19 protein-coding genes and 1 tRNA gene are annotated in these 24,029 nt (G+C 63.1%); 12 read left to right on the forward strand and 8 right to left on the reverse strand.

What is annotated here, in order from left to right:
- The first annotated feature begins 2 nt into the window (after positions 1 to 2).
- The 4 genes from BLR13_RS18940 (at position 3) to BLR13_RS18955 (ending at position 4,447) form a co-directional block, all read left to right on the forward strand.
- Positions 3 to 1,352, forward strand: a complete 1,350-nt coding sequence (locus tag BLR13_RS18940; RefSeq protein WP_074831346.1) for an aspartate aminotransferase family protein — start codon at positions 3 to 5, stop codon at positions 1,350 to 1,352.
- Between the two features lie 10 nt (positions 1,353 to 1,362).
- Positions 1,363 to 2,373 carry an amino acid ABC transporter substrate-binding protein gene (locus BLR13_RS18945; protein WP_074820648.1) on the forward strand — a complete coding sequence of 337 codons (1,011 nt, stop codon included), beginning with the start codon at positions 1,363 to 1,365 and terminating at the stop codon, positions 2,371 to 2,373.
- A gap of 154 nt (positions 2,374 to 2,527) precedes the next feature.
- On the forward strand, positions 2,528 to 3,163 hold the full coding sequence (locus tag BLR13_RS18950; RefSeq protein ID WP_091977545.1) for an aspartate/glutamate racemase family protein: 636 nt from the start codon (positions 2,528 to 2,530) through the stop codon (positions 3,161 to 3,163).
- Positions 3,164 to 3,175: 12 nt separating this feature from the next.
- Positions 3,176 to 4,447, forward strand: coding sequence for a serine hydrolase domain-containing protein (locus BLR13_RS18955; protein ID WP_083387598.1), 1,272 nt, complete (start codon positions 3,176 to 3,178; stop codon positions 4,445 to 4,447).
- 22 nt (positions 4,448 to 4,469) lie between these two features.
- Here the strand turns inward: BLR13_RS18955 and BLR13_RS18960 are convergent, their stop codons facing one another.
- Positions 4,470 to 4,787: a hypothetical protein gene (locus BLR13_RS18960; protein ID WP_074820644.1), complete on the reverse strand. Its 318-nt coding sequence runs from the start codon at positions 4,785 to 4,787 to the stop codon at positions 4,470 to 4,472.
- A 246-nt stretch (positions 4,788 to 5,033) separates the two neighbouring features.
- On the opposite strand from BLR13_RS18960, the gene BLR13_RS18965 reads away from it, so the two are divergent.
- Positions 5,034 to 6,098 carry a ketopantoate reductase family protein gene (locus BLR13_RS18965; protein WP_074820643.1) on the forward strand — a complete coding sequence of 355 codons (1,065 nt, stop codon included), beginning with the start codon at positions 5,034 to 5,036 and terminating at the stop codon, positions 6,096 to 6,098.
- 571 nt (positions 6,099 to 6,669) lie between these two features.
- The gene (locus tag BLR13_RS18970) at positions 6,670 to 7,488 is read left to right on the forward strand and encodes a pentapeptide repeat-containing protein (RefSeq protein ID WP_074820640.1); all 819 of its coding nucleotides are present in this window, start codon (positions 6,670 to 6,672) and stop codon (positions 7,486 to 7,488) included.
- A gap of 462 nt (positions 7,489 to 7,950) precedes the next feature.
- Here the strand turns inward: BLR13_RS18970 and BLR13_RS18975 are convergent.
- Positions 7,951 to 8,027 (reverse strand) — tRNA-Arg (locus BLR13_RS18975).
- A 166-nt stretch (positions 8,028 to 8,193) separates the two neighbouring features.
- Positions 8,194 to 8,757, reverse strand: a complete 564-nt coding sequence (locus BLR13_RS18980) for a methyltransferase family protein (protein ID WP_091977548.1) — start codon at positions 8,755 to 8,757, stop codon at positions 8,194 to 8,196.
- Between the two features lie 538 nt (positions 8,758 to 9,295).
- Between BLR13_RS18980 and BLR13_RS18985 the strand changes: the two genes are divergently transcribed.
- Both BLR13_RS18985 and BLR13_RS18990 read left to right on the forward strand, forming a co-directional pair.
- Positions 9,296 to 11,194, forward strand: a complete 1,899-nt coding sequence (locus tag BLR13_RS18985) for a patatin-like phospholipase family protein (protein WP_074820639.1) — start codon at positions 9,296 to 9,298, stop codon at positions 11,192 to 11,194.
- 182 nt (positions 11,195 to 11,376) lie between these two features.
- Complete coding sequence (locus BLR13_RS18990; protein WP_074820638.1) at positions 11,377 to 11,865, forward strand: universal stress protein; 489 nt, start codon at positions 11,377 to 11,379, stop codon at positions 11,863 to 11,865.
- A 1-nt stretch (position 11,866) separates the two neighbouring features.
- Here the strand turns inward: BLR13_RS18990 and BLR13_RS18995 are convergent, their stop codons facing one another.
- Complete coding sequence (locus BLR13_RS18995) at positions 11,867 to 12,271, reverse strand: YccF domain-containing protein (protein WP_074820636.1); 405 nt, start codon at positions 12,269 to 12,271, stop codon at positions 11,867 to 11,869.
- 184 nt (positions 12,272 to 12,455) lie between these two features.
- On the opposite strand from BLR13_RS18995, the gene BLR13_RS19000 reads away from it, so the two are divergent.
- Positions 12,456 to 13,535 carry an LLM class flavin-dependent oxidoreductase gene (locus BLR13_RS19000; RefSeq protein WP_074820634.1) on the forward strand — a complete coding sequence of 360 codons (1,080 nt, stop codon included), beginning with the start codon at positions 12,456 to 12,458 and terminating at the stop codon, positions 13,533 to 13,535.
- A 16-nt stretch (positions 13,536 to 13,551) separates the two neighbouring features.
- Here BLR13_RS19000 and BLR13_RS19005 read toward each other — a convergent pair whose 3' ends face one another.
- The 3 genes from BLR13_RS19005 to BLR13_RS19015 form a co-directional block, all read right to left on the reverse strand.
- Positions 13,552 to 16,662: an EAL domain-containing protein gene (locus BLR13_RS19005; protein ID WP_074820633.1), complete on the reverse strand. Its 3,111-nt coding sequence runs from the start codon at positions 16,660 to 16,662 to the stop codon at positions 13,552 to 13,554.
- Positions 16,663 to 16,803: 141 nt separating this feature from the next.
- Positions 16,804 to 18,579 (reverse strand): putative bifunctional diguanylate cyclase/phosphodiesterase, encoded by a 1,776-nt coding sequence (locus BLR13_RS19010; RefSeq protein WP_074820631.1) that lies wholly within the window; start codon positions 18,577 to 18,579, stop codon positions 16,804 to 16,806.
- A 203-nt stretch (positions 18,580 to 18,782) separates the two neighbouring features.
- Positions 18,783 to 19,745, reverse strand: coding sequence for a sensor histidine kinase (locus BLR13_RS19015; protein ID WP_074820629.1), 963 nt, complete (start codon positions 19,743 to 19,745; stop codon positions 18,783 to 18,785).
- A gap of 185 nt (positions 19,746 to 19,930) precedes the next feature.
- Here BLR13_RS19015 and BLR13_RS19020 point away from each other — a divergent pair, with 185 nt between their 5' ends.
- The 3 genes from BLR13_RS19020 (at position 19,931) to BLR13_RS19030 (ending at position 22,610) form a co-directional block, all read left to right on the forward strand.
- On the forward strand, positions 19,931 to 20,773 hold the full coding sequence (locus BLR13_RS19020) for an SDR family NAD(P)-dependent oxidoreductase (protein WP_074820627.1): 843 nt from the start codon (positions 19,931 to 19,933) through the stop codon (positions 20,771 to 20,773).
- A 162-nt stretch (positions 20,774 to 20,935) separates the two neighbouring features.
- Positions 20,936 to 21,436 carry a cupin domain-containing protein gene (locus tag BLR13_RS19025; protein WP_074820625.1) on the forward strand — a complete coding sequence of 167 codons (501 nt, stop codon included), beginning with the start codon at positions 20,936 to 20,938 and terminating at the stop codon, positions 21,434 to 21,436.
- Between the two features lie 112 nt (positions 21,437 to 21,548).
- Entirely contained in the window at positions 21,549 to 22,610 is a 1,062-nt protein-coding gene (locus BLR13_RS19030; protein ID WP_244525208.1) for an adenylate/guanylate cyclase domain-containing protein, read from the forward strand.
- On the opposite strand, the gene BLR13_RS19035 is transcribed toward BLR13_RS19030, so the two are convergent.
- Positions 22,535 to 23,911 carry a cytochrome P450 gene (locus BLR13_RS19035; protein WP_074820622.1) on the reverse strand — a complete coding sequence of 459 codons (1,377 nt, stop codon included), beginning with the start codon at positions 23,909 to 23,911 and terminating at the stop codon, positions 22,535 to 22,537. The two genes, BLR13_RS19030 and BLR13_RS19035, sit on opposite strands and share 76 nt — an antisense overlap.
- Between the last annotated feature and the right edge of the window lie 118 nt (positions 23,912 to 24,029).

The raw sequence follows: 24,029 nt of genomic DNA on the forward strand, positions 1-24,029 counted from the left end.
TCATGGGCGCCGCCAAGAGCCGGGTGCTGCACCGAAGTCTGCGCGAAACCCCGCCGAAGGCCGTCGGCGGCGACGGCGTCTGGCTGATTGCCGAGGACGGCAAACGCGTTCTCGATGCCTCCGGCGGCGCCGCCGTGTCCTGTCTCGGCCATCAGCATCCGCGGGTGCTCGAGGCGCTGTCGCGGCAGGCCTCGAAGCTGGCCTATGCCCATACCGGCTTTTTCTCGTCGGAGCCGGCCGAGGCGCTGGCCGAGAAGATCGTCGGCGATGAGCCTGGTGGATTAGCTTACGCCTATTTCGTCAGCGGCGGCTCTGAAGCGATCGAAGCCGGCATCAAGCTGGCGCGGCAATATTTCATCGAGAGCGGTCAGCCGCAGCGCCAGCGCTTCATCGCGCGACGCCAGAGCTATCATGGCAATACGCTGGGCGCGCTCAGCGCCGGCGGAAACGCCTGGCGGCGCGAGCCCTATGCACCGCTGTTGTCGCAGGCGTTCAGCCATGTGACACCGGCTTTCGCCTATCGTGAAAAGCGCGACAGCGAGTCCGAGACGGATTTCGTGGCCCGGCTGGCGGCGGAACTGGAGGCGGAATTCCAGCGGCTCGGTCCCGATACCGTAGCGGCGTTTATCGCGGAGCCGGTGGTGGGTGCGACCGCCGGATGCGCGCCGGCGCCGGAGGGATATTTCCGTGCCGTTCGCGACATCTGCAATCGGCACGGAGCGCTCCTGATTCTCGACGAAGTGATGTGCGGCATGGGCCGCACCGGCACGCGCCATGCGTGGGAGCAGGAAGGCATTGCGCCCGATATCCAGGCCATCGCCAAGGGCCTCGGCGGCGGCTATCAGCCGATCGGCGCGATGCTCGCCAGCGATCGCATCATCGACACCATCCGGCAGGGTTCGGGTTCGTTCCAGCACGGCCACACCTATCTGGCGCATCCGCTGGCCTGCGCGGCGGCGCTGGAAGTGCAGCGCGTGATCGATGACGAAAACTTGCTCGACCGGGTCAAGGATCTCGGCGGCCAGCTCGAGCGGCGGCTGACCGAACGCTTCGGCAATCACCGGCATGTCGGCGATATCCGCGGACGCGGCCTGTTCCAGGCCATCGAACTGGTGGCCGATCGCGCCAGCCGTGAACCGTTCGATCCCGCGCTCAAGCTCAACGCGCGGATCAAGGCCGCCGCCTTCGAGCGTGGCCTTGCCTGTTACCCCGCGGGCGGAACGGCGGACGGCCGCCGCGGCGACCACGTGTTGCTGGCGCCGCCTTATATCTCGACATCTGACGACATCGACATGATCGTCGACCGGCTGGGCCAGGCCGTCGACGCTGCGTTGAAAAGCATTGGTCACTAGGAGGAGCAGAATGAAGAGAATTGTCATCGCTACAGGTTTGCTCGCCGCGTGCAGTTTCGCAGCGTCGGCGGCAACGCTCGATACGATCAAGCAGCGCGGCACGCTGGTGTGCGGCGTCAGCGCCGGCTTCGCCGGATTTTCCACGCCGGACTCGCAGGGCAATTACAAGGGGCTCGACGTCGATTACTGCCGCGCTTTGGCTGCCGGCGTGCTCGGCGACGCCAGCAAGGTGCGTTATGTCGCACTGACGGCGCAGAACCGCTTCACGGCGTTGCAGTCCGGCGAAATCGACGTGCTCTACCGCAATTCCACACAGACCTATCTGCGCGGCGTCACGCTCGGCCTGCGGCAGGGACCGGTCAATTTCTATGACGGCCAGGGTTTCGTCGTCAGGGCCGACAGCGGCGTCAAGGATCTCAAGGGGCTGAACGGCGCCACCGTGTGCGTCGCGCAGGGCACCACCCACGAGGTCACGCTCGGCGATTACGGCCGCGCCAACGGGATCGAGTGGAAGCCGCTGGTGTTCGATCGCACCGACACGATGCTGCAGACCTTCTTTGGCGGGCGCTGCGATGCCATGACCCAGGATGCTTCGGCGCTCGCCGGCTCGGTCACGACCCAGGCTTCGAATCCGGCCGACTACACCGTGCTGCCGCAGACCATCAGCAAGGAACCGCTTGGGCCATTCACCCGCAGTGGCGACGACGTCTGGACCGACATCATCGCCTGGCTGCATTACGGCCTGATCGAGGCCGAGGAACTTGGCGTCACCGCCGCCAATGCGGACGAAATGACAAAGTCCACGACACCCGCGATCCAGCGCCTGCTCGGCGCCGCCGGCGATCTCGGATCGCGGCTTGGCCTCGACAACAAATGGATGCTGCAGGCGATCAAGGCCGGCGGCAATTACGGCGAGATGTTCGAGCGCAATGTGGGCAAGGCGAGCCCGCTGAAGCTCGACCGCGGCCTGAATGCGACCTGGACCAAGGGCGGTTTGATGTACGCGCTCCCGTTCAAGTGAGGTGACGGGCTGAGAAGCCCGTCATTCCGGGGCGCGAAGCGAACCCGGAATCTCGAGATTCCGGGTCTGGTCCTTCGGACCATCCCGGAATGACGAGCCCATTAATAGCGCAACGGGTTGACTCCCGCTGCGCCGCCGCCATTACATGCCCGACATGCGCATCACCCTCGTTCACGCCCTGAAACATTCGATTGTGCCGATCGAGGCCTCGTTCGCGAAACTTTGGCCGGATGCCCGGCTGATGAACCTGATGGACGACAGCCTGTCTGCCGATCTCGCACGCGACGGCGGGCTTTCCGACGCCATGACCGAGCGCTTCCTCGGGCTCGGGCGCTACGCGGCCGGCACCGGTTCGGACGCTATACTGTTCACCTGTTCCGCCTTCGGCCCCTGCATCGAGGCCGTCGCCCGCGCCCACGCGCCGATGCCGGTGCTCAAGCCCAACGAAGCCATGATCGAGCAGGCCGCCGCCAAGGGCCGCAGGATCGGCCTGTTGTCGTCGTTCCCGCCGACGCTGGCGTCGATGCCGCGGGAGTTTCCGTCTTCGATCCAGATCGTGCCGAAGCTCGTGGAAGGCGCCATGGCAGCGCTCGACCGCGGCGACCGCGCGACGCATGATCGGCTGGTCGTGGAAGCCTCAAAGGACCTGCGCGACTGCGACCTGATCGCGCTTGCCCAATACAGCATGGCGCCCGCCGCCGAGCAGGTCGCCGCGGCAACCGGACGCCCGGTGCTGACAACGCCCGACAGCGCGGTGATGAAGCTGAAGGAAATGCTTTCCGTCAGCTAGAGGGGAACGCGAATGACAGTGCGGCTCAGCCGGCGCGACACGCTGTTGTTCACGGGAGCCTTTGCCGCTGCCGGCGCAATCCCCGGCCTGTCCGCTCCGGCCATCGCCGCACCGCTCCGCAGCAGCGACATCGACGCCATGCTGAAGGCGCGGGTCGATGCCGCCGAGGTGCCGGGCGTCGTCGCCATGGCCGCGACGAAAGATGCTGTGATCTACCAGGGCGCCTTCGGCACGCGCGCCATCGGTACGAAAGTCTTGGGCGCGCCTGCCGCGATGTCGCTCGATACCGTCTTCAGTATCGCGTCGATGACCAAACTGTTGACCTCCGTCGCCGCCATGCAGCTGGTCGAACGCGGCAAGCTCACGCTGGACGAACCGGCGGCACGGATCGATCCGACGCTGGAATCGCCGCAGGTGCTCGACGGCTTCGATGCCAAAGGCATCCCGCAACTGCGCACCTCGCGAAAGCCGATCACGCTGCGCCATCTGCTGACGCACACCTCCGGATTCAGCTATCAATTGTGGGATGCGAATGTTCTTCGCTACGGCAAGGCCGCCCGCGGCAATCCGGCGCTGCCGCGCACGCCGCTGATGTTCGATCCGGACACCAGATGGGCCTATGGCGGCAGTCTCGATCGGGTCGGCCGTCTGGTGGAAATCGTCAGCGGACAAACGCTGGATCGCTATGTCCTCGATAACATCACGGGTCCGCTCGGCATGCATGACACGGCCTACGCGATCACGGACAAGCAGCGTGCGCGGCAGGCGAGCCTGCACGTGCGCAAACCGGATGGAACACTCGCGGCGCAGCCTTTGGTGAAGCAGGCTGAGCTGAAAGAGTTTTCCGGCGGCGGTGGTATCAAGTCGACAGCGCCGGATTACCTGACATTGCTGCAGGCGATTTTGAATGGTGGCGGGCTTCCTGGAAAAAGAATCCTTCGGCTGCAGACGGTGGAACAGATGTCCACCAATCAGATCGGCGATATCGATGCTGGCATCCTCAAGACGACAAATCCGGCATTGTCCAATGACGTCGACTTCTTTCCCGGCGTCCGCCTGCGCTGGGGGCTCGCAGATATGATCAACACCGATCCGGTGCCGCGGGGCCGTGCGGCAGGCAGCCAGACCTGGGCCGGTCTGTACAATACCTATTACTGGATCGATCCGGCGTCGCGGATCGCGGGTGTGATCATGATGCAGATCCTCCCCTTCGCCGACCGGCGTGCGCTCGATGTCTATCGCCAGTTCGAGCGCGGCATTTACCGCAGCACCAAGCCGGCCTGAACGGTGCGCGAGAAGCGCGACCTCAGGCGGCTTTTTTCTTGGCAGGCTTTTTCGCCGGCTTCTTCGCGGCGGCCGCCGCCTCTTCCTCTGCGTTCTTGATCGCCCGGGCGTAGCTGTCGGCAGTGTTTTCCGCCGAGATTTGCAGCCGCTTGGCCGCGGCGGCGCCGAGCAGCATCGTGCTCCTGGCGACCAGCCGGAATTGATCCCGGGCTTCCTTGGTCTTGGCCTTGGCCGCGCGGGCCATGATCTGATCGCGCCGCTTCTTGGCGGCGGCCATCAGGCTCTTGTTCTGCGCCTTCGCGATTTGCCGGATGACGACGTCGAGATCGGCTTCAGCCATTGTTACTCACTCCTTGCCGCACCATGCAAAGGGGGCATGAATTACTGCCGTGCCACGTTCGGCGGAAATGGGCAATATTGCCGCATCGCTTCGGCGCCGCGCGCGCTGCGCGGCATCGGCTCCCGGCGGGATAAAACAAGAACGGCCGTGTGATTGTACTACCCGTCAATTTACGATAAACGCGGCCGCTTGCCCGAAGGGGCCGCACCCTCGTGACGTTCTGGCACTGTCTGTGGAAGAGAGATCATGGCGCGCAACATTCTGATCCTTGGGGCCTCGTACGGCTCATTGCTGGCAACCAAGCTATTGATGGCGGGTCACAACGTCTCGCTGGTTTGCCGCAACAAGACCGCCGAACTCATCAACCGCGACGGCACCGAAGTTCGCATCAAGCTGCGTGACGAGGCCGTGCACCGGGCGATCTTCTCGCGCGACCTGCCCGGCAAACTGGACGCGGTCACGCCCGGCGACGTCGACGTTTCCCGTTACGATCTGGTTTGTCTGGCGATGCAGGAGCCGCAATACGCCAATCACACCGTGCGCGTGCTGATGGTCAAGATCGCGGAGGCAAAGCTGCCTTGTCTGTCGATCATGAACATGCCGCCGTTGCCCTATCTCAAGCGAATCCCGGCGCTGGCCGGAATGGATCTCGAAGAGGCCTATACCAACGCCCAGGTGTGGGAGCGTTTCAAGCCGGGGCTGGTGTCGCTCTGCTCGCCCGATCCGCAGGCCTTTCGCCCGCCGGAAGAGGCGGCGAACGTGCTTCACGTCGGCCTGCCGACCAACTTCAAGGCTTCGATTTTCGAGGACGAGGCGCATAACCGGGTGCTGCGCGAACTGGAAGCCGACATCGACGCGGTGCGGCTGGACGGCCACGACGTTCCGGTCAAGCTCAAGGTGTTCGATTCGCTGTTCGTCCCGCTGGCGAAGTGGTCGATGCTGCTGACCGGCAACTACCGCTGCATCACGCCGCACGAGCCGCAGTCGATCCGCGACGCGGTGCATGGCGATCTGAAACTCTCGCAGTCGATCTACGACCACGTCGATACGGTCGCCCGGCGTCTGGGCGCCGACCCGCAGGACCAGGTGCCGTTCGCGAAATACGCCAAGGCGGCGGAAAGCCTGCTCAAGCCGTCGTCGGCGGCCCGCGCCGTCGCCAGCGGCGCGCCCTTCATCGAGCGTGTCGACCTCTTGGTGAAGCTGATTTCGCACCAGCTCGGCGCAGCCAGTGCAGAGATCGACCGCACGGTCGAGATCGTCGATCAAAAGCTGAACGAGAAGATCGTGGTGGGCGGTTCCAGCGCGGTGTGAGGGGGCGGCGTCCTTGTCTCATCGCCAAGCGGGTGCGTGGAATCCTTCCGCGACTGCTTGCCAAACCGGCAGCGCGGTAGCCGTTCCCATTTTGCGATAATTGAAAAGTGCAGCTGATTTGCCCGACGGGTCGCGTGTCGGCTCAAATCGCCGGTTCCGGCGGCCGCCGGCTACTTTGCATGGTGTTGTTTTCGATATTTTTGGGCGAGAGCTACGGCGTCACAGTGAGACACCCCGCGTGAAGGCGCATAGGCCGGCGAGGCCGCCGCAACAAAATGGCGCACCACGGCCGATGAAGATGGGCACTATTGTTTTGCCGTAGCCCTATGATGCAGCGTCCTGGTTGCGCGCTCCAAATCGCCAGGACTGCGATAGACTGCGATCTGGCACTTCGCCCTCGCGGGCAGCTTTTGCCTCGGACGGGGCGGTCACGAGCATTGCCAGGGTCATGATCGGGTTTCATACTCTGGCATGAGCCGGAGGCGCACCTCGACCAGCCAACCTGACGGTGCGACCAACCCGAACAAATGCAAGAGACAATACCGGGCTACTGGAAAGCGGAGAGACGGCGATGCTGTTTCGTCTCGCATTTGCTCTTGTGTCGATGACGGCGCTGCTGGTCAATCCGATTGACGCCGTGTCGCAGGACATGCTGCGCAGCGTCGATCTCAACAGTCCCGAAATGTCGACATCGGAGATGACGCGCGCCGAGGTCGAGGCGCTTCTCAAGGCGGCGCCTCAAGACGCTGCGGGCCAACGCTCTGCAGATTTGCAAGGAAAGCGGCTCTCGCACCTCGATCTCTCGGGCCTCGACTTCTCCGGCGGCAATCTTCGCCTCGCAAAGTTCATCGGGACCAGCCTTAAAGGCGCGCGCTTCGATCGGGCCATCCTGAACCAGGCTTGGCTGATCGACGCCGATTTGACGGATGCGTCTCTCGCAAAGGCATCGCTGCTCGGCACACAGATGCAGCGCGCCAGGCTTGGCGGCGCCGATTTGAGCGGCGCTCGCATAACCGCAGATCTTTCCGGTGCCAGCCTGATCGGGGCCAAGCTTGCGGGCGCCGATTTGAGCGCTGACATGCGCAACCAATCGATGGGCCTGATGCGTGGCGTACTCAGATCCGCCGATCTTAGGAATGCGGATCTGAACGGCGCCAATCTCTCGCGCGCCGATCTCGAATTCGCGAAGCTGCAGAACGCGAATTTGGCGAATTGCGATCTCAACCACGCTGACCTTGCGGGAGCCGACTTATCCGACGCCAATCTCGCCGGCGCCGATTTCACCGGGACCGACCTTGCGTCGGCCCTCTTGCCGAGCGCGGCCGCGCTGGCCCAGACCCGCAATCTAGACAGGGCCCGGAACTTGAACTTGGCGCGGCGCCCACGGTAGCGATTGGGGAATTACGGTGAATTACGGTGACAGTGCACCAAACTATTGTGAATCACGGCTCGACGACGAGCCGCCGCCCGCCTTTCACCTGCTGGCTGCCTTCAATTTCCATCGGCAGCTCGTCCTCAACGGTGTACCCACGCGGAATAGGATCGCATCGATGAATTGAGGCTGTCACGATGCAGCGTCCGATCATCGGTGAGGGAGTTTCGCCTGACGCCACACCAAACAGCGGGCGTTGCGCCCCGCGGTCGTTTGAACGGATTTTGGGATGGTGAAGCCGTGCAGCTGATTTGCCCGACGTGTCAAGTATCGGCTCAAAGCGTCGGTTCCGGCGACCGCCGGCTACTTTGCATGGGGTTGTTTTCGATATTTTTGGGCGGGAGCCACGGCGTCCCGGCGTCACAGTGAGACGCCCCGCGTGAAGGCGCATCGGCCGGCGAGGCCTTCGCCGCAACAAAATGGCGCACCCGACACGATTCGAACGTGTGACCTTTGCCTTCGGAGGGCAACGCTCTATCCAGCTGAGCTACGGGTGCAACAGGGCTTCATTTAGCCGATTGGCCGGGCAGGGGCAACGGCCCTGCGGGGCTGATTTGGGAGGAGCAAGGCTCCAAAAGGCAAAGGTCACACGTTCGAATCGTGTCGGGTGCGCCATTTCACGACGGGGCACGCCACCACGCCCTTCCCGCGGCGGCGCCCGGGTCACGAATGATTCCGGCGTCGTGCGGCTCGCCAGGGCGTGAGCCGCGGAATCCAGCGCGGGACGTTGGCCCGGAAATCCTCGTACTCCGTTCCGAACCTGCGAACGAGCGCCGGCTCCTCGTACCCCACGACAAACGCGTGGAAGGCGAGCCACACCAACACACCGTACGCAAGAAGGCGCTGGTCGCCGAACAAGGCCGCTTGGCCAAGAATGACGGCGACAAGGGCAACGTAAATAGGATTGCGCACGTAGCGATAGAGACCCGTCACCACGAGGTTCTGCGTCGGTGCGATCGGCGCCGGCGTGCCCAATCCTTGCAGCGCAAAGCGTGCAAACGAGTCGACAAGCCCGGGTAGACCGGCGACGATCAACAGGATCCCGACGGCGCGCGTCGCGTCGAGATCGAAGAAGGGCGGCCGAAACTCCCAACGCGTAATCCACCATGGAACGAGCCCCGCCACCGAACTGGGCGCAACTGCAAAGAAGAGGGCAGAGCCCAATACCGCGATCGTTTTCGGCACGGCGCCTCCTTCCCGTCCTGTCGCAAGGTTAAAGGCCGCCATGTCCGGGCAGCGCATTCAACGGAAGTAGGCGGTGGCCCCATCCAAAATCCGGGTGATCATCATAGCAGCATTGGTGGCTCACGTACGCCCTCGGCAGCAGTCGAGCAAAATTGATCGTTGCATCATAGCGCTACGGCGGAGCAATAGTGCCCATCTTCATCGGCCGCGGCGTGCCAGGAAAGCATGTGCCGGGGGTGCCGGGACTGTGGCGCGGGGGATTCCGCCCGCCTCGCTTGAAAAAGGTCAATGAACTTGCAGGGGCGCGAAATGCTCCCGCGGCCACTCGTGCGTCTTGTAATTTAATTCGTTCGGTGCAGGCGCCAGTCGGCTTCTCAATGCGGCCCACACAGTCCTATGGAGACAAGGCTGGGGATTAGAAAGCGGCGTCTCGGAGGCGGCGGTGGTGTTTCGCGATCCATGTTGCACCGCTTCCATAAGATGCATCGCAGCGGCGGACTGGCGCACCGCCCCCTTTACTGCTCGCGGTGGGGGCCGCCCGGCGCTAACATCGGGCCGCACAATCGAACTGGTGTCGCCAATGAGTGGAGCGACCGCGACATTTGCCTGGGGAAACGTGTCGGAGGACTTCGCTCTGTTCAGAACGCTCAGTTCGGAACAGCGGCTGAAGGCGCTCAACGCAATGGTCCGTCTGGATCTCGTGCGCGGGCAAATGCTCGTTGCACAAGGAGGCCCCTCGGACTCATTATTTATGGTGCTGCATGGTGCGCTCGCTGTGTGCAGAAACGGCGACATCGAACCTATCGCCGAACTTCGCGCCGGCGAAATAGTGGGCGAAATCGGTTTCTTCGCAAATGTCCCACGCACCGCCAATGTGATTGCTATTCGGGACACGAGCGTGCTTGCGCTGACGCGCGCAGCCTACCAGGAACTTGCCAAAGACGCCCCGGCCATCGTCGAGGTGCTGCTTGGGGCCCTCGCGCGCCGTTTCGCCAAGGAGACTGCGCGCCTCACACCGCCTCGCGCATCGCCGAGGGCGCGAACCGTGGCGCTGATCGACGGTGGACGCGAGCCGTTGCCAAGCGCCTTTGATCGTCGAATGCGTGATGGGCTCGCTGCTACCGACGCCGAGATCGTCGATCCCGCTCGTGTCTACGCCATGTTTCCCGGGCGAGCGTTGGACGCACCCGAAGTCACCGACTGGCTCAACAAACTTGAACACGCCGCGCCGCTGGTGGTTTATCTCGGGGCGCGCGAGGCTTCTGCGTGGGCGCGCAAGGCGATCCGCCAGGCCGACATAGTTGTGTTCGCGTGCCGTGGAGATGCGCCCGCGGGAGCCTTGACGGACGTCGAAGCGTTCGCTTGCGAGGTTCATCCGCTGTCGGCGCGACGCCTCGTTCGCGTTCATGACCGACGGAGCAGTCAAGTCAGTGGAACCGCGGCTTGGCTTGCTCGGCTACCCTCCTTCATGCATCACCATGTTGCTCTGGAAGATCAGGTTGATATCGACAGTCTGATCCGTTTTCTGTCCGGTCGCGCGATTGGATTCGTGGCCGCTGGCGGCGGTAGCTTCGGAACCGCACATGTAGGTATCTACAAAGCCTTTCGTGAGCTCGGCGTGATGTTCGATATCTTTGTCGGCACCAGTGTCGGCTCGGCGATGGTGGCCGGATTTGCCAAGAATTTTGAGGCTGAGGATCTTGAGCGCGGCACACACGATATCTTCGTCAGAAGTCGCAGCTTCCGGCGGCCAACCTGGCCGCGTTACGCCTTGCTGGATCACAAGGCTTTCGATCGTGCACTCGCCGATCAATACGGCCGCGACTGCCGGATCGAGGATTGCTGGCGGCCTTTCGCGGCGGTCGCAACCAATCTTTCGACCCACAATCTGGAATTGATCCGGTCGGGACTGCTGTGGCAGGCGGTGCGTGCATCGAGTGCAATTCCTGGACTACTGCCGCCATTCTATACGGCTGAAGGCGCGATGCTTGTCGATGGATGCCTCATCGACAATGTGCCGCTGGCGCCGATGCATCAACTAAAGAGCGGTCCCAATCTGGTCGTGCATTTCGGCGAGCCGGCGGCCGAGATGTTTGACGTCGCGTATGAGGCGCTGCCTGGACGGATCGAGCTCTTTGCAGCAATGCTGATGCCGTTCCGTAAGAAGATACTTCCCGCCGCGCCGAGTGCGGTCAACGTGCTGTGGCGAAGTCTCGTGGCGCATCAGCGTTACGATACTCTGCCGACCGCGCCGCTCGATATGGTAATGCGGCCACCCTGTCCGCCCGGGATTGATGTGACGGATTTCGACCGCCACACGGAGATTTTTCGCGCGTCTTACCTTTGGGCTCGACAGGCCATCGTTGCGCTGGAGGCAGAGGGCAACGCGGCAGTCGCCGCCATCCTCGCCGCCGGCAAGCCGGCAACAAAACGACCTCGCCCTCCCGTCGAACTTGCCGGCAACGCTCTATCCAGCTGAGCTATGGGCGCAACAGGGCCTCATTTAGCCGATTGGCCCGGCAGGGCAACGGCCCTTCCGGGGGTGGGGACGACTAAGGTGGCACGGTTCGGACTGCATTCCCTGCCAAAAAACTGATCCGTTCCGGCCAATTGGTGCTAGGCTCGGGTCGTTGATCTTCTCACCATCGATGGGGACGTCCGATGTATAAGAAGGTTCTTCTGGCTTATGACGGATCCGTTGAAGGACGGCGTGCGCTGCGCGAGGGTGCGAAGCTCGCCCAGCTCTGCCGTGCCGAGGTGTTTTTGCTGGCTGTCGTCGAGGTTTCCTCGATCATGACGCCCGAGGCCGGGCTGACGATACCGATCGAGCTGCAGACCGAGGATTACCGGACCATCCTGAACGAAGGCGTGGAACGCCTGAAGGCGCTGGGCTTCACGCCCACCGCGCGTCTGGAGGTCGGGGACGCCGGCCAGAAAATAGCCGAAGTCGCCGAAGAAATCGGGGCGCATCTCGTTGTCGTCGGTCATCGCCCGCAAGGGCCGCTGGCGCGCTGGTTCGGCTCGATCGGCAGCTATCTGGTCAAGCGGCTGCGCTGCAGCGTGCTGGTCGGGCAGACCGAGATCAGCGACGATGAATTCGAGCGGCTGAAGCCGCCGGAAAAGGCCGCCTCGGCTGGGTCTCCCATTTAAATCACGCGGGAACGATGACCTTGCCGATCGGCCACAGCGCGATGCCGGCAAGTTTCAGATGCGCCCACGCAAAGGGAATGCCGACAATGGTCACGGCCAGCACGACCGCCGTGACGACATGCGCCAGCGCCAGCCACCATCCCGCCAGCACCAGCCAGATGATGTTGCCGATGACGCCGAGCGGGCCGGTGCCGACATCCTCCTGTCCGGTATAGGCCGCGCGCGACACCGCCCGGGAGCCGAACGGGAACAGGGTGTAGGCCGCGATATTGAACGCGGCCCGCGCCCAGGGAATCCCGACGATCGTGATCGCCATGATGACGGCAGCGACCAGCCAGCCGAACGCCATCCACGCGCCGCCGAGGACGATCCAGAGAACGTTCAGGAGCAATGAGACCGGTGACATGGCTCTAATCTCTATTTGGCGGGTCCACGATGGAAACGAGGATACGCTGCCGATGACATTGATACAAATCAGAACTGCGCGGGATCTCGAACCGGATTGCCGCGGCCGGAACAGGCGCTAAACTGTTCCCCGGAACCTGTTATCGACGCGATCAGACAACAGGCACGCAGGGGGAGAAGCGTCAATGCGTCCGCTCGAATTCGGCTGGTATCTGCCCACGCACGGCGACACCACCGCTTATGGCCTGATGGAGGCGCAGATTGCCGGCTCTCCGGAACTGTGCGATCGCGTGGTGCAGGCTGCGGAAAAGGCCGGCTTCGAATATCTGCTGATCCCGGTCGGCTCGACCTGCTGGGAGGCCTGGATCTCGGGCGCCTTCATGGCGGCGCGTTCGTCGACCATCAAGCCGCTGATTGCGGCGCGGCCCGGCTACATCAATCCGGTGCTGCTGGCGAAGATGATCTCGACCTTCGACCAGATGTCGGGCGGACGGATCTGCGTCAACCTGATCGCCGGCCAGAACGAAAGCGAAGTCGAAGGCGAGGGCGTGCGCTATCCCAAGGAGGAGCGCTACGCTTTGATGGAGGAGGAAGTCTCGATCCTCAAGGCGCTGTGGACCACGCGCGGGCCGCTCAACTTCGAGGGCAAGTTTCACAAGCTGTCCGGCGCCCACATCCGGCCGCGCCCGTTGCAGCAGCCGTTTCCGAAATTCTATCTCGGCGGCGGCTCGCGCCAGGCCTGGGAATTGTCGGCCAAACATTCCGATGTGCATCTGTTCTGGGGCGACCTGCCGGAAAAGATCGCGTCCAATATCGCCGAGATCCGGCAGATGGCGCGCCCGCATGGCCGCGAAAACGACATCGGCTTCGGCATGCGGTTGCAGGTGATATGCCGTGAGAACGAAGCGGACGCCTGGGAGGCCGCGGACCAGCTGGTGCGCCACGCCACCGAGCGTCAGAAGCAGGAAATGAAGACGCTCTATAACAAGTCCGAGGCGAACCAGCGCGTGCAGCAGCTCGCCCGCGAACACGGCGACCTCTTGCTGCCGCATCTATGGACCGGCATCACCAAGGTCCGCCCCGGTGCCGGCATTGCCGTGGTCGGCAATCCCGCCCAATGCGCCGAAACGCTGCAGCAATTCATCGATGCCGGCTGCCATTCGTTCTGCCTGTCCGGCTATCTGCACGACGAGGAAGCCGAGCGGTTCGGGCGGCTGGTCAGACCGATTCTCGCCGAGAACAACCGCGGCCGCTGGGCGGCGTAAGCGATAGCCGAGCGCGTCAGACCGAAGCGCGCGTCTTTTCGCTGCAAACGCCGAGCAGCGGGCGGATCTCGCTGGCAGGCCTCGGCCGGCTGAACAGGTAGCCCTGCATCTGGGTACACCCGAGCTTGCGCAACACCTCGCGCTGCGCTTCGGTTTCGACGCCCTCGGCCGTGGTGGTCATGTTGCGTGCGGCGGCGATGTTCACCACCGCCTGCACGATCGCCGCCGAGCCGTCGACCTCGATATCGCTGACGAAGCAGCGGTCGATCTTGATCTTGTCGAACGGGAACCGCTTCAGGTAGCTCAATGACGAGAACCCGGTGCCGAAATCGTCGAGTGCGATGCGTACGCCGAGCGCGCGGAGCTGGTGCAGGATCGCGAGCGCGGTTTCGTCGTCATGAATCAGCACGGCCTCGGTAATTTCGATCTCCAGCCGGTCCGGCGATAGCCCGGAGGCGGCGAGCGCGTGGGCGATCCGCAACGCCAAGGTGGGGGACTTCAACTGCACCGGCGAGACGTTGACCGCGAGCCGGATCCGGGACGGCCATGCGGCCGCTTCGGCGCAGGCGGTCTGCATCACCCAATCGCCGAGTTCGTTGATCAGGCCGGTATCTTCGGCGAGCGGGATGAATTCGGCCGGCGACACCATGCCGCGTTCGGGATGCCGCCAGCGCAGCAGCGCCTCGCAGCCGCTCACCTCGTCGTTGCGGAGATCGACCAGCGGCTGGTAGTGGATCTCGAAGCCGCCATCAATCATCGCCTGGCGAAGATCCTGCTCCATGGTGAGCCGGGCCTTGGCGCGGGCGTCCATGTCAGGCTCGAAGAAGCGGTGAGTGCGGCGTCCTTCGGCCTTGGCGCCGTACATCGCCAGATCGGCGCTCTTGATCAACTGATCGAGGTCGGTGCCGTCCTGCGGCGCCAGCGCGATGCCGATGCTGGCGTCGGTCGACAGATGATGGCCGAGGCACTGAAAGGGCTGGCGGATCGCGTCGTGAATCCGCGTTACGAATTCCACCACATCGGTGCGGTCGCCGACGGCGGTCTGGATCACGGCAAATTCGTCGCCGCCGAGGCGCGCGATCAGATCGGTCGGCTTGAGGCAGCCCCTGATGCGGGCCGCGACCGCTTTCAGCAATTCGTCGCCGACATGATGCCCCAGCGAGTCGTTGATGCCCTTGAATTCGTCGATGTCGATATAGAGCAGGGCGAACTGTTCGCCCCGAATGGCGTTTTGAAGTTCACGCTCGATCTGCTCACGGAACAGTACCCGGTTCGGCAGGTCGGTGAGCGCATCGTAATGCGCGAGATGCGCGATCTTTTCGTTGGCGATCCGGCGTTCGGTGACGTCGTCGACGACAGTGACGATGTAGCTCGGCGCGCCCGCGGTGTCGCGGATGACGAGGCGCTTGGAGGTGATGTAGCTCTTGCCCTTCGCCTGACTTTCCCAGACGTGCTCGTCCATGAACAGGCCGGCGCCGGGGGATTGCAGCGCCTTCTCTTCGTCGGCCAGGATCCTGTCGGCGCCGGCCTTCGGAAACACGTCGAACGCGGTCTTGCCGACGATGAGGTCGCGCGAAATGCCGAATTGGGCCTCGGCCACGCGGTTGACCAGCAGATAGCGGCGATCGTGCACGCCCTTCACCGTGATCTGCGAAGGAATGTGGTCGATGATCTCGCGCAGGAAGGTCTGGTTGCGGTCGAGTTCCTGCTCGAGCTTGCAGCGTTCGGTGATGTCCTCCATCGTGGCGACCCAGCCGCCATGCGCCAGCGGTCTGCTGATCGCCAGGAAGGTGCGTCCGTCGGCGCATTGCATGCTGCTCTGGTCGATCCTGCCGCTTGCGATGTTCTGTGTGATTCTGGAACAGAATTCGTCAACATCTCCGGAGAAGGACCCGGTGTCCGTGCGATGCTGCATCAGGTCGCGCAAATGCGCGCCCGGCTTCACGATCTCGGTCGACAGCCCGTACATGTCGATGTAGCGCCGGTTGAAGGTGACGACGCGTCCGGAAGCGTCGTACATCACCAGACCCTGGATCATGTTGTTCAGCGCGGTGTCGAGCTGGCGCCGCTCCGCCTCCAGCCGTTGCTGCGCGTCGCGGCTCTGCCGGGTGATCTGCCGGATGATCAGGAACAGAATAAGTGCGACCACCATCGCCGACAGTGCGGCGGCGACGACCAGGAATCTGGTTTGCTCGCGCCAGTCTGCCAGTGCGGCGGAGACCGTATTGGTCGCGATCACGACGCCCGGAAAATGTTCCAGGGGCGCCGCGGAGCCGAGCCGGTCGGCACCATCGATCGGACTGAGCGTGCGGAGCGTCTGGGCGCCGCCGCGGGTCAGGACGCGCTGCAGCAATGGTGCGTTCTTGAACTTCTGCCCGATCATCGAGTCGACGCGCGGATAGCGGGTCAGCAACGTTCCATCGTTGTGAAACATGGAAAGGGTGGCGCCGCTTCCGAGCGCGATGGTTGCAAAGAATTTCTCGTAGTTGGCGGGATTGATGCGTCGCGTCATGACGCCGAGAAAGACCCCGTTGGCTCCGGTCAGTCGATGCGCAATCACGGTGTTCAGACTGCCGTTGACCAGGCTCGGAACCGCCTCGGTCAGGATCGCCGGCGCCTGCGGGTCGGATTTGAAAGTCTGAAAGTAGGCGCGGCCGGAAATGTTGAGCGCAGGCAGGGGTGACGGCCTCGACCAGTTGATGATCGCGCCATCGGCGTCGAAAATCGAAATGTCGCCCAGATACGACAGCGCGACGCCTTTGGACCTCAGGATTTCCTGGGCATCGAGACTCGCGACCCGGTATCTGAACATCACGGGCGACTCGATATCGGAGACGCGCAGCCGCACGATGGTGTCGGCCGCAATCGCGTCGGAGTCCTCGAATTGCTGGTCGAAGTGGCGGGCGAGCAGCTGGACGGTGTTCTCCAGTTCGCGCTCGCTATTGAGCAGCGCGCGCTCGCGGAATTCGGCGGTCATCATGATCGTGCCGACGAAGATCGCCGCGACCAGAAGTCCGCCGCAAAAGGTCAGCCACAGCACCGGCCCCCGGATCGTCGCGGCCAGATGCCGTCCGACCGCCCGGGCCCGGGCGCTGATGCCCCGCACGTAATGAAAGAGATCGCGCATTCCCCCTTCTCCCGGGGATAGGCATACAATGCGCGGATATCATAAGCGGTTAGGAAAACCGGTTACCCAAGGCTTAACCGGGCGCTCCCTGGACGAAGTAACGTAGGTCGTCATGCCCGGGCATGACGGCGGTGGTCGAGTTCAGCGCCGATAGCCGCCGCTGCGCGAATAAGCGGGGCGGTTTTCCTGGGCGGGGCGGCTGGTGAGGCTGGCGCGCGCTTCGCTGGCGAGCGGGGTCGCCGGCTTGAGGTCTTCTAGGAAAATCGGCTTCGAGAAGTAAAAGCCCTGCGCGTACCGGATCCTGGTCGCGGCCTGCAGATAGGCCAGCTCCTCGTAGGTTTCGATGCCTTCGGCAATCACGGTCATGCCGAGCGCTTCGCTCAGGGATTCGATCGCCCGCAAGATGCCCTGGCTGCGCGGGCGTTTATGGATGTCGGTGATGAAGGAGCGGTCGATCTTGATCTCGTCGGCGGTAATGTCGGCCAGCGCCGACAGCGACGAATAGCCGATGCCGAAATCGTCGATCGAAATGCCGACGCCGAGCTTGCGGAAGATCGGCAGGATCTCGTCCTGGAAATGGGTCTTGGTGACGAAGGCGTCTTCCGTCACCTCGACCATGAAGCGCTTCGGAAATCCGGTGGCCTCCAGCGCCTGCGCGAACGGCCGCATGAATTCGGGATTGCCGGCCTGCTTGGCCGCGACGTTGATGCTGATCGTGGTGTCGTGGCCGAAGGTCTCGTTGATCAGGTCGATCGACTTGACGATCTCCGCAAGCACCAGATGGGTCAGTTCGTCGATCAGGCCGAGCTCGACGGCCAGATTGATGAAGGTGCCGGGCGCCTGAATCACGCCCTCGTCGTCCTTCAGCCGCACCAGCGCCTCGATACCCTTGACCTCCCTGGTCCTGATATCGACCTTGGGCTGGAAGGCGCAGCAGAAGCGCTTTTCCAGGATGGCCAGTCGCAGCGATTGCTCGACCTTGGTTCGCGCCTGCGCCTCCCGTTCCATGCTGGAATCGAAGAAGACGGCGGCTCCCCTGCCGCTGTTCTTGACGCGGTACATCGCGATATCGGCGTTCTGGCGCAGCACTTCGTAGCTGCGCCCGTGTTCGGGATAAAGGCTGACGCCGATCGAGGTGGAGGCGAAGATTTCGGAATCGTCGATGAAGAACGGCGCCTTCATCCGCTGCAGGATGAAGTCGATGAACTCCGCGACCTCGCTCTCGTTCTGGATCGGGTTCAACAGCAGCATGAATTCGTCGCCGCTGATCCGTGACAGGATATCGGATTCGCGAAGATCGAGCCCGAGCCGCTTCGCCATCTCCACCAGCAGCGCGTCGCCGATCGCGTGGCCGTAATAGTCGTTGATGTGCTTGAAATTGTCGACGTCGAGAAAGGCCAGCGCGAAATGACCCTGACCGTTGTCGTGCTGCAGAAGACTGTTGACGCGATGTTCGATCACGCGGCGGGTCGCCAGGCCGGTCAGTTCGTCGTAATAGGCCGAGCGGAACAGCTGATCCTCGAATGCCTTCTGCTCGGTAATGTCGGCGGAACTCGACAGCAGGAAGTTGCGATCGGCGATCCGCACCGGCCGGTGCGACGTCAGAAACACCTGTTTGGTCTCGTCGCTGGTGACAGCTTCCTCCAGAACCGCCGCGCGGCCGGAACGAAGCAATTCAAGGCAGGTCTCGCGACGGTCGTCGGCTTGCGAAGATGACGATGCGGCGGCCGTCATTCGCAGCAAGGCCATGGCGGCTTCGTTCGCCAGCAGAAATTCGCCGCGCTCATCCTGGACCGTGACGCCGGCCGGAAGCAACCTGAAGACATCCCGCAGGATGTTCAATTCGGAATCGATGGCGCTTTCATTTCCGGCCGGAATCGGGGCCGCCTGAAAGTGGTGTTTATAGGGATTGTGCATGGTGCCGGAGTCTCGCAAAGCCCCTTCTAGGTTTGGTTAAGTGGTACTGTGAAAAGCCGTGACAGTGGTAAGAGTCGACGCTTTCCGGCGCGGTCGCGGCGATCGTCATTAACAGAACCTCAATGCCGCTCACCTTGGGCTTGCGATCACGGTTGCAGTTCGCGGGATAAGTGTAGCGATTCGAACCAGCGCAACAGTTGCGCTCAGTTCGCCGGGATATGGCACTGCATCGTGCAGTGGACGCCGGTCTTCAGGAAACGGATCTCGGTCTTGCCGTCGAACGCGCGCAGTGCCGACTGCAACAGCTTGGTGCCGAAGCCGGCTGCCCCGATTTTTTCGATCGAAGGCCCCTCGGTCTCGTCCCAAGTCACGTTGAGGCGGTCGCCCGACATCGACCAGGACACCTGCAGCAGCCCGCGTGGGGAGGAAAATGCGCCGTATTTTCCGGCATTGGTGGCCAATTCGTGAAAGATCAGCGCCAGGCTGACCGCCAGCTTGGCCGGAAGAAACAGCGGATCGCCGTTCAGATTGAACCGGACATGGCCGTAAGGTCCGAGCTCCGAGCGCAGCAAGTCGTTGATATCGCAGCCGCTGCCGTCGACCCGCGTGATCAGGTCGTCGGTCGCCGACAGCGCGCGGATGCGGTGATCGATGCTGTCCCAGATCTGCGGCTGGTCCTGCAGCACCTGATGCAGCACGGCGTGGATCGTCGAAGTCTTGTTTTTCAGCCGGTGCTGCAACTCGTCGACGACGAGCTTGCGGTATGCCTCCTCCTCGATCAGGCGTTTCGAGATTTCCCGTTGCTGGGCCACGATGGTCCGGTAGTGCTCGACACCCCAGATGGTGAGGACGCATACCGCCCAGAAGATCAGCAACAGGGCGAACCTGGCGGAATCGGCCAAAGCGCCGCTGAAATTGATGATGACGCCGAGCATCCCACTGGCGATGGCGGCTCCGATGCCGATCCGCGAGCCGCCGACCGCGGTCGCAAAGAATACCGCCGGGAAGTACGGCGTGAAGAAGACATCGGGGCGGATCTGGGCCAATCCCCACCGCGCCACGGTCGCCAGCGCCAGGCAGACGACCGCAAAGCCCATGCTGAAAAGCGGCGAGGGCTGGGAAATTCCCTGCCAGCCGCGCCTGAACTCGTCGATCAATTTGGTCATCGTTGTTGTCACTTCACGTGATCAGCGAATCCAAAATAAGGCCGACCCTGACGGAAATCCGGGATTTCTCCGTGATCGGGCGCGGCAAGCCGGTTGGCGGCGGACGATCCGGCGGGAACCGGTGCGCTTGCGTTGTTGCCGGCGGACGGGAATATTGGCTTCAACGATCAACGGGAGATAACGACATGGGACGGCTGGACGGCAAGGTTGCGGTAATCACCGGCGCGACCAGCGGTATCGGATTGCATACCGCGGAAATCTTCGTCGCCGAGGGCGCGAAAATCGTGATCGCCGGGCGCCGCGCGCCCGAGGGCGAGGCGCTGGCAAAGAAGCTCGGCGCCAATTGCGTCTTTCGCCAGACCGACGTCACGGTGGAAGCGCAGATGCAGGCGTTGATTGCGCTGTCGGTCGAAAGATTCGGCCGCATCGATTGCCTATTCAACAATGCCGGCGGTCCGGCGCAGACCGGCGGCATCGAGGGGCTCGATGTCGACCGCTTCGACGCTGCGATGGCAACGCTGGTGCGTAGCGTGATGCTCGGCATGAAACACGCCGCCCCCTACATGCGCACGCAGGGTTTTGGCAGCATCATCAACAACGGCAGCATCGCCGGCCGGCTGGCCGGCTTTTCGTCGTCGATGGTTTATGGTGCGGCGAAGGCGGCGGTGATCCATCTCACCAAATGCGTGGCGATGGAACTCGGCGAGTCCAACGTTCGCGTCAATTCGATCTCACCCGGCGCGATCGCGACCGGCATCTTTGGCAAGGCGCTGGGCCTGTCGGTGGAGGCCGCCGAAAAGACCCCGGCGGTGATGCGCGAGGTCTACAAATCAGCGCAGCCGATTCCGCGCGCCGGTTTGCCCGAGGATATCGCGCACGCCGCGGTGTTTCTCGCCAGCGACGAATCCTCCTTCATCAACGGTCACGATCTTGTCGTCGATGGCGCGATCACTGGCGGCCGCAACTGGAGCCAGCAGCAGCAGGGCTATGTCGCTCTGCGCAAGGCGTTCGATCAGGGCGCGGGGTAGATTCTCGCAACATCATTACGAGCCAACGGGTCGCGCGAATGCGCGCCCGATGACAGGCTCGGCGAAGCAATCCATCTTGCCACGCAAAGAAAGAATGGATTGCTTCGTCGCTTCGCTCCTCGCAATGACGGTGGGGCTTTGAGCTAGGCCAGGGAGAAAAAAATGTCAGCAACGTTTCGACCGGCATCGACAGCCGATTTCCGTCCGTTCTATCTCGCCGTCATCGCCGGTCTCGCCTGCGCTCTTGTCATCGGCAAGGCGTTGCCGTCGACGATGGACGCGATCTCGGCGATCGTCGAACCGCTCTGCGCCAGCAGCGATCCCGCCGGCTCGACGCTCGATACCGTCGAGCCGATCGCTTCCCATGCGCTGCCGAACGTGCCGGGCAAGCGCGTGACGATCGTGCGCGTGTTCTACGGCCCCGGCGGGTTTACCCGCGCGCACCGGCATGCCGGCTCGGTCACCGCCTACATCACCAAGGGCGAAATCCGCTCCCAACTCGCCGGCGGCCCGGTCGAAACCTTCAAGGTCGGCCAGTCGTTCTTCGAGCCGCCCGGCGCCACGCATCTGGTCTCGGCCAACGCCAGCAACACCGAGCCGGCGGAGCTGATCGCGGTATTCGTCGCTGACGAGGGCGCGCAGCTCACGACATTTGTCGAATAGCGATACGCCTCGCCCCCGCGGCTCATGGAACCGACCGGCGGCGTCCGGTAGGGTCGTTCGACGATAGCGCGGAGCGACAGGCATGGACGCAAGGCTCGAAGGAAAACTGCGGTTGCTCGCCATCGTCGTTGCGGGCGGTGCAATCGCAGGGCTCGTCTTCAACGCCCCTCAGTGGAACGCGGCTCTTGTCGGAATGGCCTACGGGATGCTGATGAGCGGAACGCTCGGGGGAATGGAGTTGTTCGTTCTGGGCGGGCCATTCCGTGCATGGCTCAGCGGTCTGTCCTTTACCGTGAATTTGATCACGCGCAGTGCTATCTACGTTGCGATTATCGCGTTTCTGCAATGGCTGCAGCTTGGCGAGTTCGTTGTCGGGATACCCGCCGAAACGTCCGTCAAGACGTTCTGGTACGGCTTTGCCTATTCGGCGATTCTGTCGATCTTGTTCAATCTGGTTTTCAGTATCACCAACCTTATCGGCGGCCGGACGTTCGTGAACTTCATTACCGGGCGTTATCATGCGCCGGTCGAGGAAAACCGCTTCGTGCTGTTTGTGGACATCGCGGGATCAACCGGACTGGCTGAACGGCTGGGCGGGATTGGCATCCATCGCTTTCTCGATCGCACCTTTCGGCTGCTCACAATTCCGGTGGTGGACTATCGCGGCGAGGTCCTCAACTATGTCGGCGACGAAGTCATCGTGACCTGGCCGGAACGCGTCGGCGCGCTCGATTGCCGTCCGCTACGGTGTTTTTTGGCCATGCGGGATGAACTGTCGCGGGCTGCCAGCCAATTCGATCGCGAATTTGGTGCGGTGCCCAGGATTCGCGGCAGCCTGCATTTCGGGCCGGTGATCGTCGGCGAGATCGGCGACGTCCGACGCGCGATCGTCTTCAATGGCGATGTGATGAATACCGCAGCGCGGCTGGAAGAACTCAGCCGAAACGTCGATGGCGGCTTTCTCGCGTCCCGCGCGGCGATGGAGCAGTTCGGTTCGGCGCCGCCCGTTTCCCGTTCGCGAATTGGGGCAGCTTCCGATTCGCGGACGGGCCGACGGAATCGACGTGGTCGGTATCGATGCGCCGGTCCCGGCGCAGCTCACACCGGCTTGATCACCACGCGCAGTCCGTCGCGCGGCTTCGGGATCGGCCAGATCTGCCAGTCGGGCTTGTAGCCGGGCTCCAGCGAGACGCTGAGATTCTGCAGGAAATGCCGCGTGAAGCATTTGGCCTGCATATAGGCGAAGTGCAGGCCGAGGCACATATGCGCGCCGCCGCCATACGGCACCCAGGCAAAGCGATGGCGGTTGCGCTGCGCCTCGTCGGTGAAGCGAAGCGGATCGAATTTTTCGGGCTCGGGCCAGATGTCAGGCATGTGGTGGGTGAACAGCGGATTGATGCCGACCATCGTGCCGGCCGGAATCGCGTAGCCCTTGAAGGTGAAATCGCGAATCGCGCGGCGCGGCATCGAGGGGACCGGCGGTTTCAGCCGCAACGCTTCCTTGAAGGCCATCTCGGTCAGCGGCATGGCTTCGAGATTGTCAAAACTCGTCGGCGCATCCGCGGCGACGCCGAGGCTTGAAACCTCGTCGCGCAGCTTTTGCTGCCACTCCGGATGGGCGGCCAGTTCGCCGACAAACGACGTCAGCGACGAGGTCAGCGTGTCGTGCGCCGCCATCATCAGGAAACTCATGTGATCGACGATGTCCTGCGTCGTCAGCAGTGCGCCGTCTTCGTGGGTGGCATGGCAAAGCTGCGAGAACAGGTCGTCGCCGCCACCCTTGGCGCGGCGGATCGGGATCTGTTCGGAGAAATAGGCGACGATGCGCTTGCGGCCCCTGACGCCGCGCGCCATCGGCGTTCCCGGCAGCGGTTTGCGGATCACCGCGACTGAGGCGGCCACCATGTCGACAAAGGCATTGGTGATTTCGTCCACCTCAGGGCCGATGCCGGCGCCGAGAAAGGACGTTGCCGCGAGATCGAGCGTGAGCTGCTTCATCGCAGGGTAAAACAGCATCGGTCCCGGCTTCGCCTTCCACTGCGCCACCCGCGCTGCGATGCCGGTGTCGAGCTCGCCGAGATAGGATTTCATCGGACCGGACTTGAAGGCCACCGACAGCGCGCGCCGGTGCAGGCGATGCTCCTCGAAATCGAGCAGCATCAGGCCGCGCGGAAACAACAGCCCGAGAATGCGGCCCCAGCCGAGCGTCGAGGAAAACTGCTTGGTCTGGTCGAACAGCACCAGCTCATTGGCGTCGGGGCCGAGCAGGACGAGGCTGGTCTCGCCGAACAGATGGCTGCGATAGACCAGGCCATATTTGGCGGATTGCCGCTCGACCTGCCCCTTGGGGTCGGCCAGCACATCCAGCGTCTTGCCGATCAGCGGCCAGCCCTCGTCACCTGGAATATGGGTCAGCGAATTGCGCCGCGGCGGGGTGAACGTATAGACGGGGGAGGCCACAGACTGCATCGACATGGCAATTGCTCCGGTTGAACCTCGGGCCGCGAAATATTATCCACCGGGACGGCGGCTTTGTCGCGGCTGAATATTGCCGCGCCGGCCCGTGATAGCCCGGTCAGGTAAATAACTCTTT

The sequence above is a fragment of the Bradyrhizobium ottawaense genome (assembly GCF_900099825.1).
GTDB lineage: Bacteria > Pseudomonadota > Alphaproteobacteria > Rhizobiales > Xanthobacteraceae > Bradyrhizobium > Bradyrhizobium ottawaense_A.

Coding starts and splice junctions, on each gene's coding strand:
- BLR13_RS18945 (WP_074820648.1), top strand. CDS start 1,363: ATGAAGAGAATTGTCATCGCTACAGGTTTGCTCGCCGCGTGCAGTTTC.
- BLR13_RS19010 (WP_074820631.1), bottom strand. CDS start 18,579: ATGCACAATCCCTATAAACACCACTTTCAGGCGGCCCCGATTCCGGCC.
- BLR13_RS18940 (WP_074831346.1), top strand. CDS start 3: ATGGGCGCCGCCAAGAGCCGGGTGCTGCACCGAAGTCTGCGCGAAACC.
- BLR13_RS18960 (WP_074820644.1), bottom strand. CDS start 4,787: ATGGCTGAAGCCGATCTCGACGTCGTCATCCGGCAAATCGCGAAGGCG.
- BLR13_RS18995 (WP_074820636.1), bottom strand. CDS start 12,271: ATGTCACCGGTCTCATTGCTCCTGAACGTTCTCTGGATCGTCCTCGGC.
- BLR13_RS19015 (WP_074820629.1), bottom strand. CDS start 19,745: ATGACCAAATTGATCGACGAGTTCAGGCGCGGCTGGCAGGGAATTTCC.
- BLR13_RS18965 (WP_074820643.1), top strand. CDS start 5,034: ATGGCGCGCAACATTCTGATCCTTGGGGCCTCGTACGGCTCATTGCTG.
- BLR13_RS18950 (WP_091977545.1), top strand. CDS start 2,528: ATGCGCATCACCCTCGTTCACGCCCTGAAACATTCGATTGTGCCGATC.
- BLR13_RS19025 (WP_074820625.1), top strand. CDS start 20,936: ATGTCAGCAACGTTTCGACCGGCATCGACAGCCGATTTCCGTCCGTTC.
- BLR13_RS18990 (WP_074820638.1), top strand. CDS start 11,377: ATGTATAAGAAGGTTCTTCTGGCTTATGACGGATCCGTTGAAGGACGG.
- BLR13_RS19020 (WP_074820627.1), top strand. CDS start 19,931: ATGGGACGGCTGGACGGCAAGGTTGCGGTAATCACCGGCGCGACCAGC.
- BLR13_RS18970 (WP_074820640.1), top strand. CDS start 6,670: ATGCTGTTTCGTCTCGCATTTGCTCTTGTGTCGATGACGGCGCTGCTG.
- BLR13_RS19035 (WP_074820622.1), bottom strand. CDS start 23,911: ATGTCGATGCAGTCTGTGGCCTCCCCCGTCTATACGTTCACCCCGCCG.
- BLR13_RS19005 (WP_074820633.1), bottom strand. CDS start 16,662: ATGCGCGATCTCTTTCATTACGTGCGGGGCATCAGCGCCCGGGCCCGG.
- BLR13_RS18980 (WP_091977548.1), bottom strand. CDS start 8,757: ATGGCGGCCTTTAACCTTGCGACAGGACGGGAAGGAGGCGCCGTGCCG.
- BLR13_RS18985 (WP_074820639.1), top strand. CDS start 9,296: ATGAGTGGAGCGACCGCGACATTTGCCTGGGGAAACGTGTCGGAGGAC.
- BLR13_RS19000 (WP_074820634.1), top strand. CDS start 12,456: ATGCGTCCGCTCGAATTCGGCTGGTATCTGCCCACGCACGGCGACACC.
- BLR13_RS18955 (WP_083387598.1), top strand. CDS start 3,176: ATGACAGTGCGGCTCAGCCGGCGCGACACGCTGTTGTTCACGGGAGCC.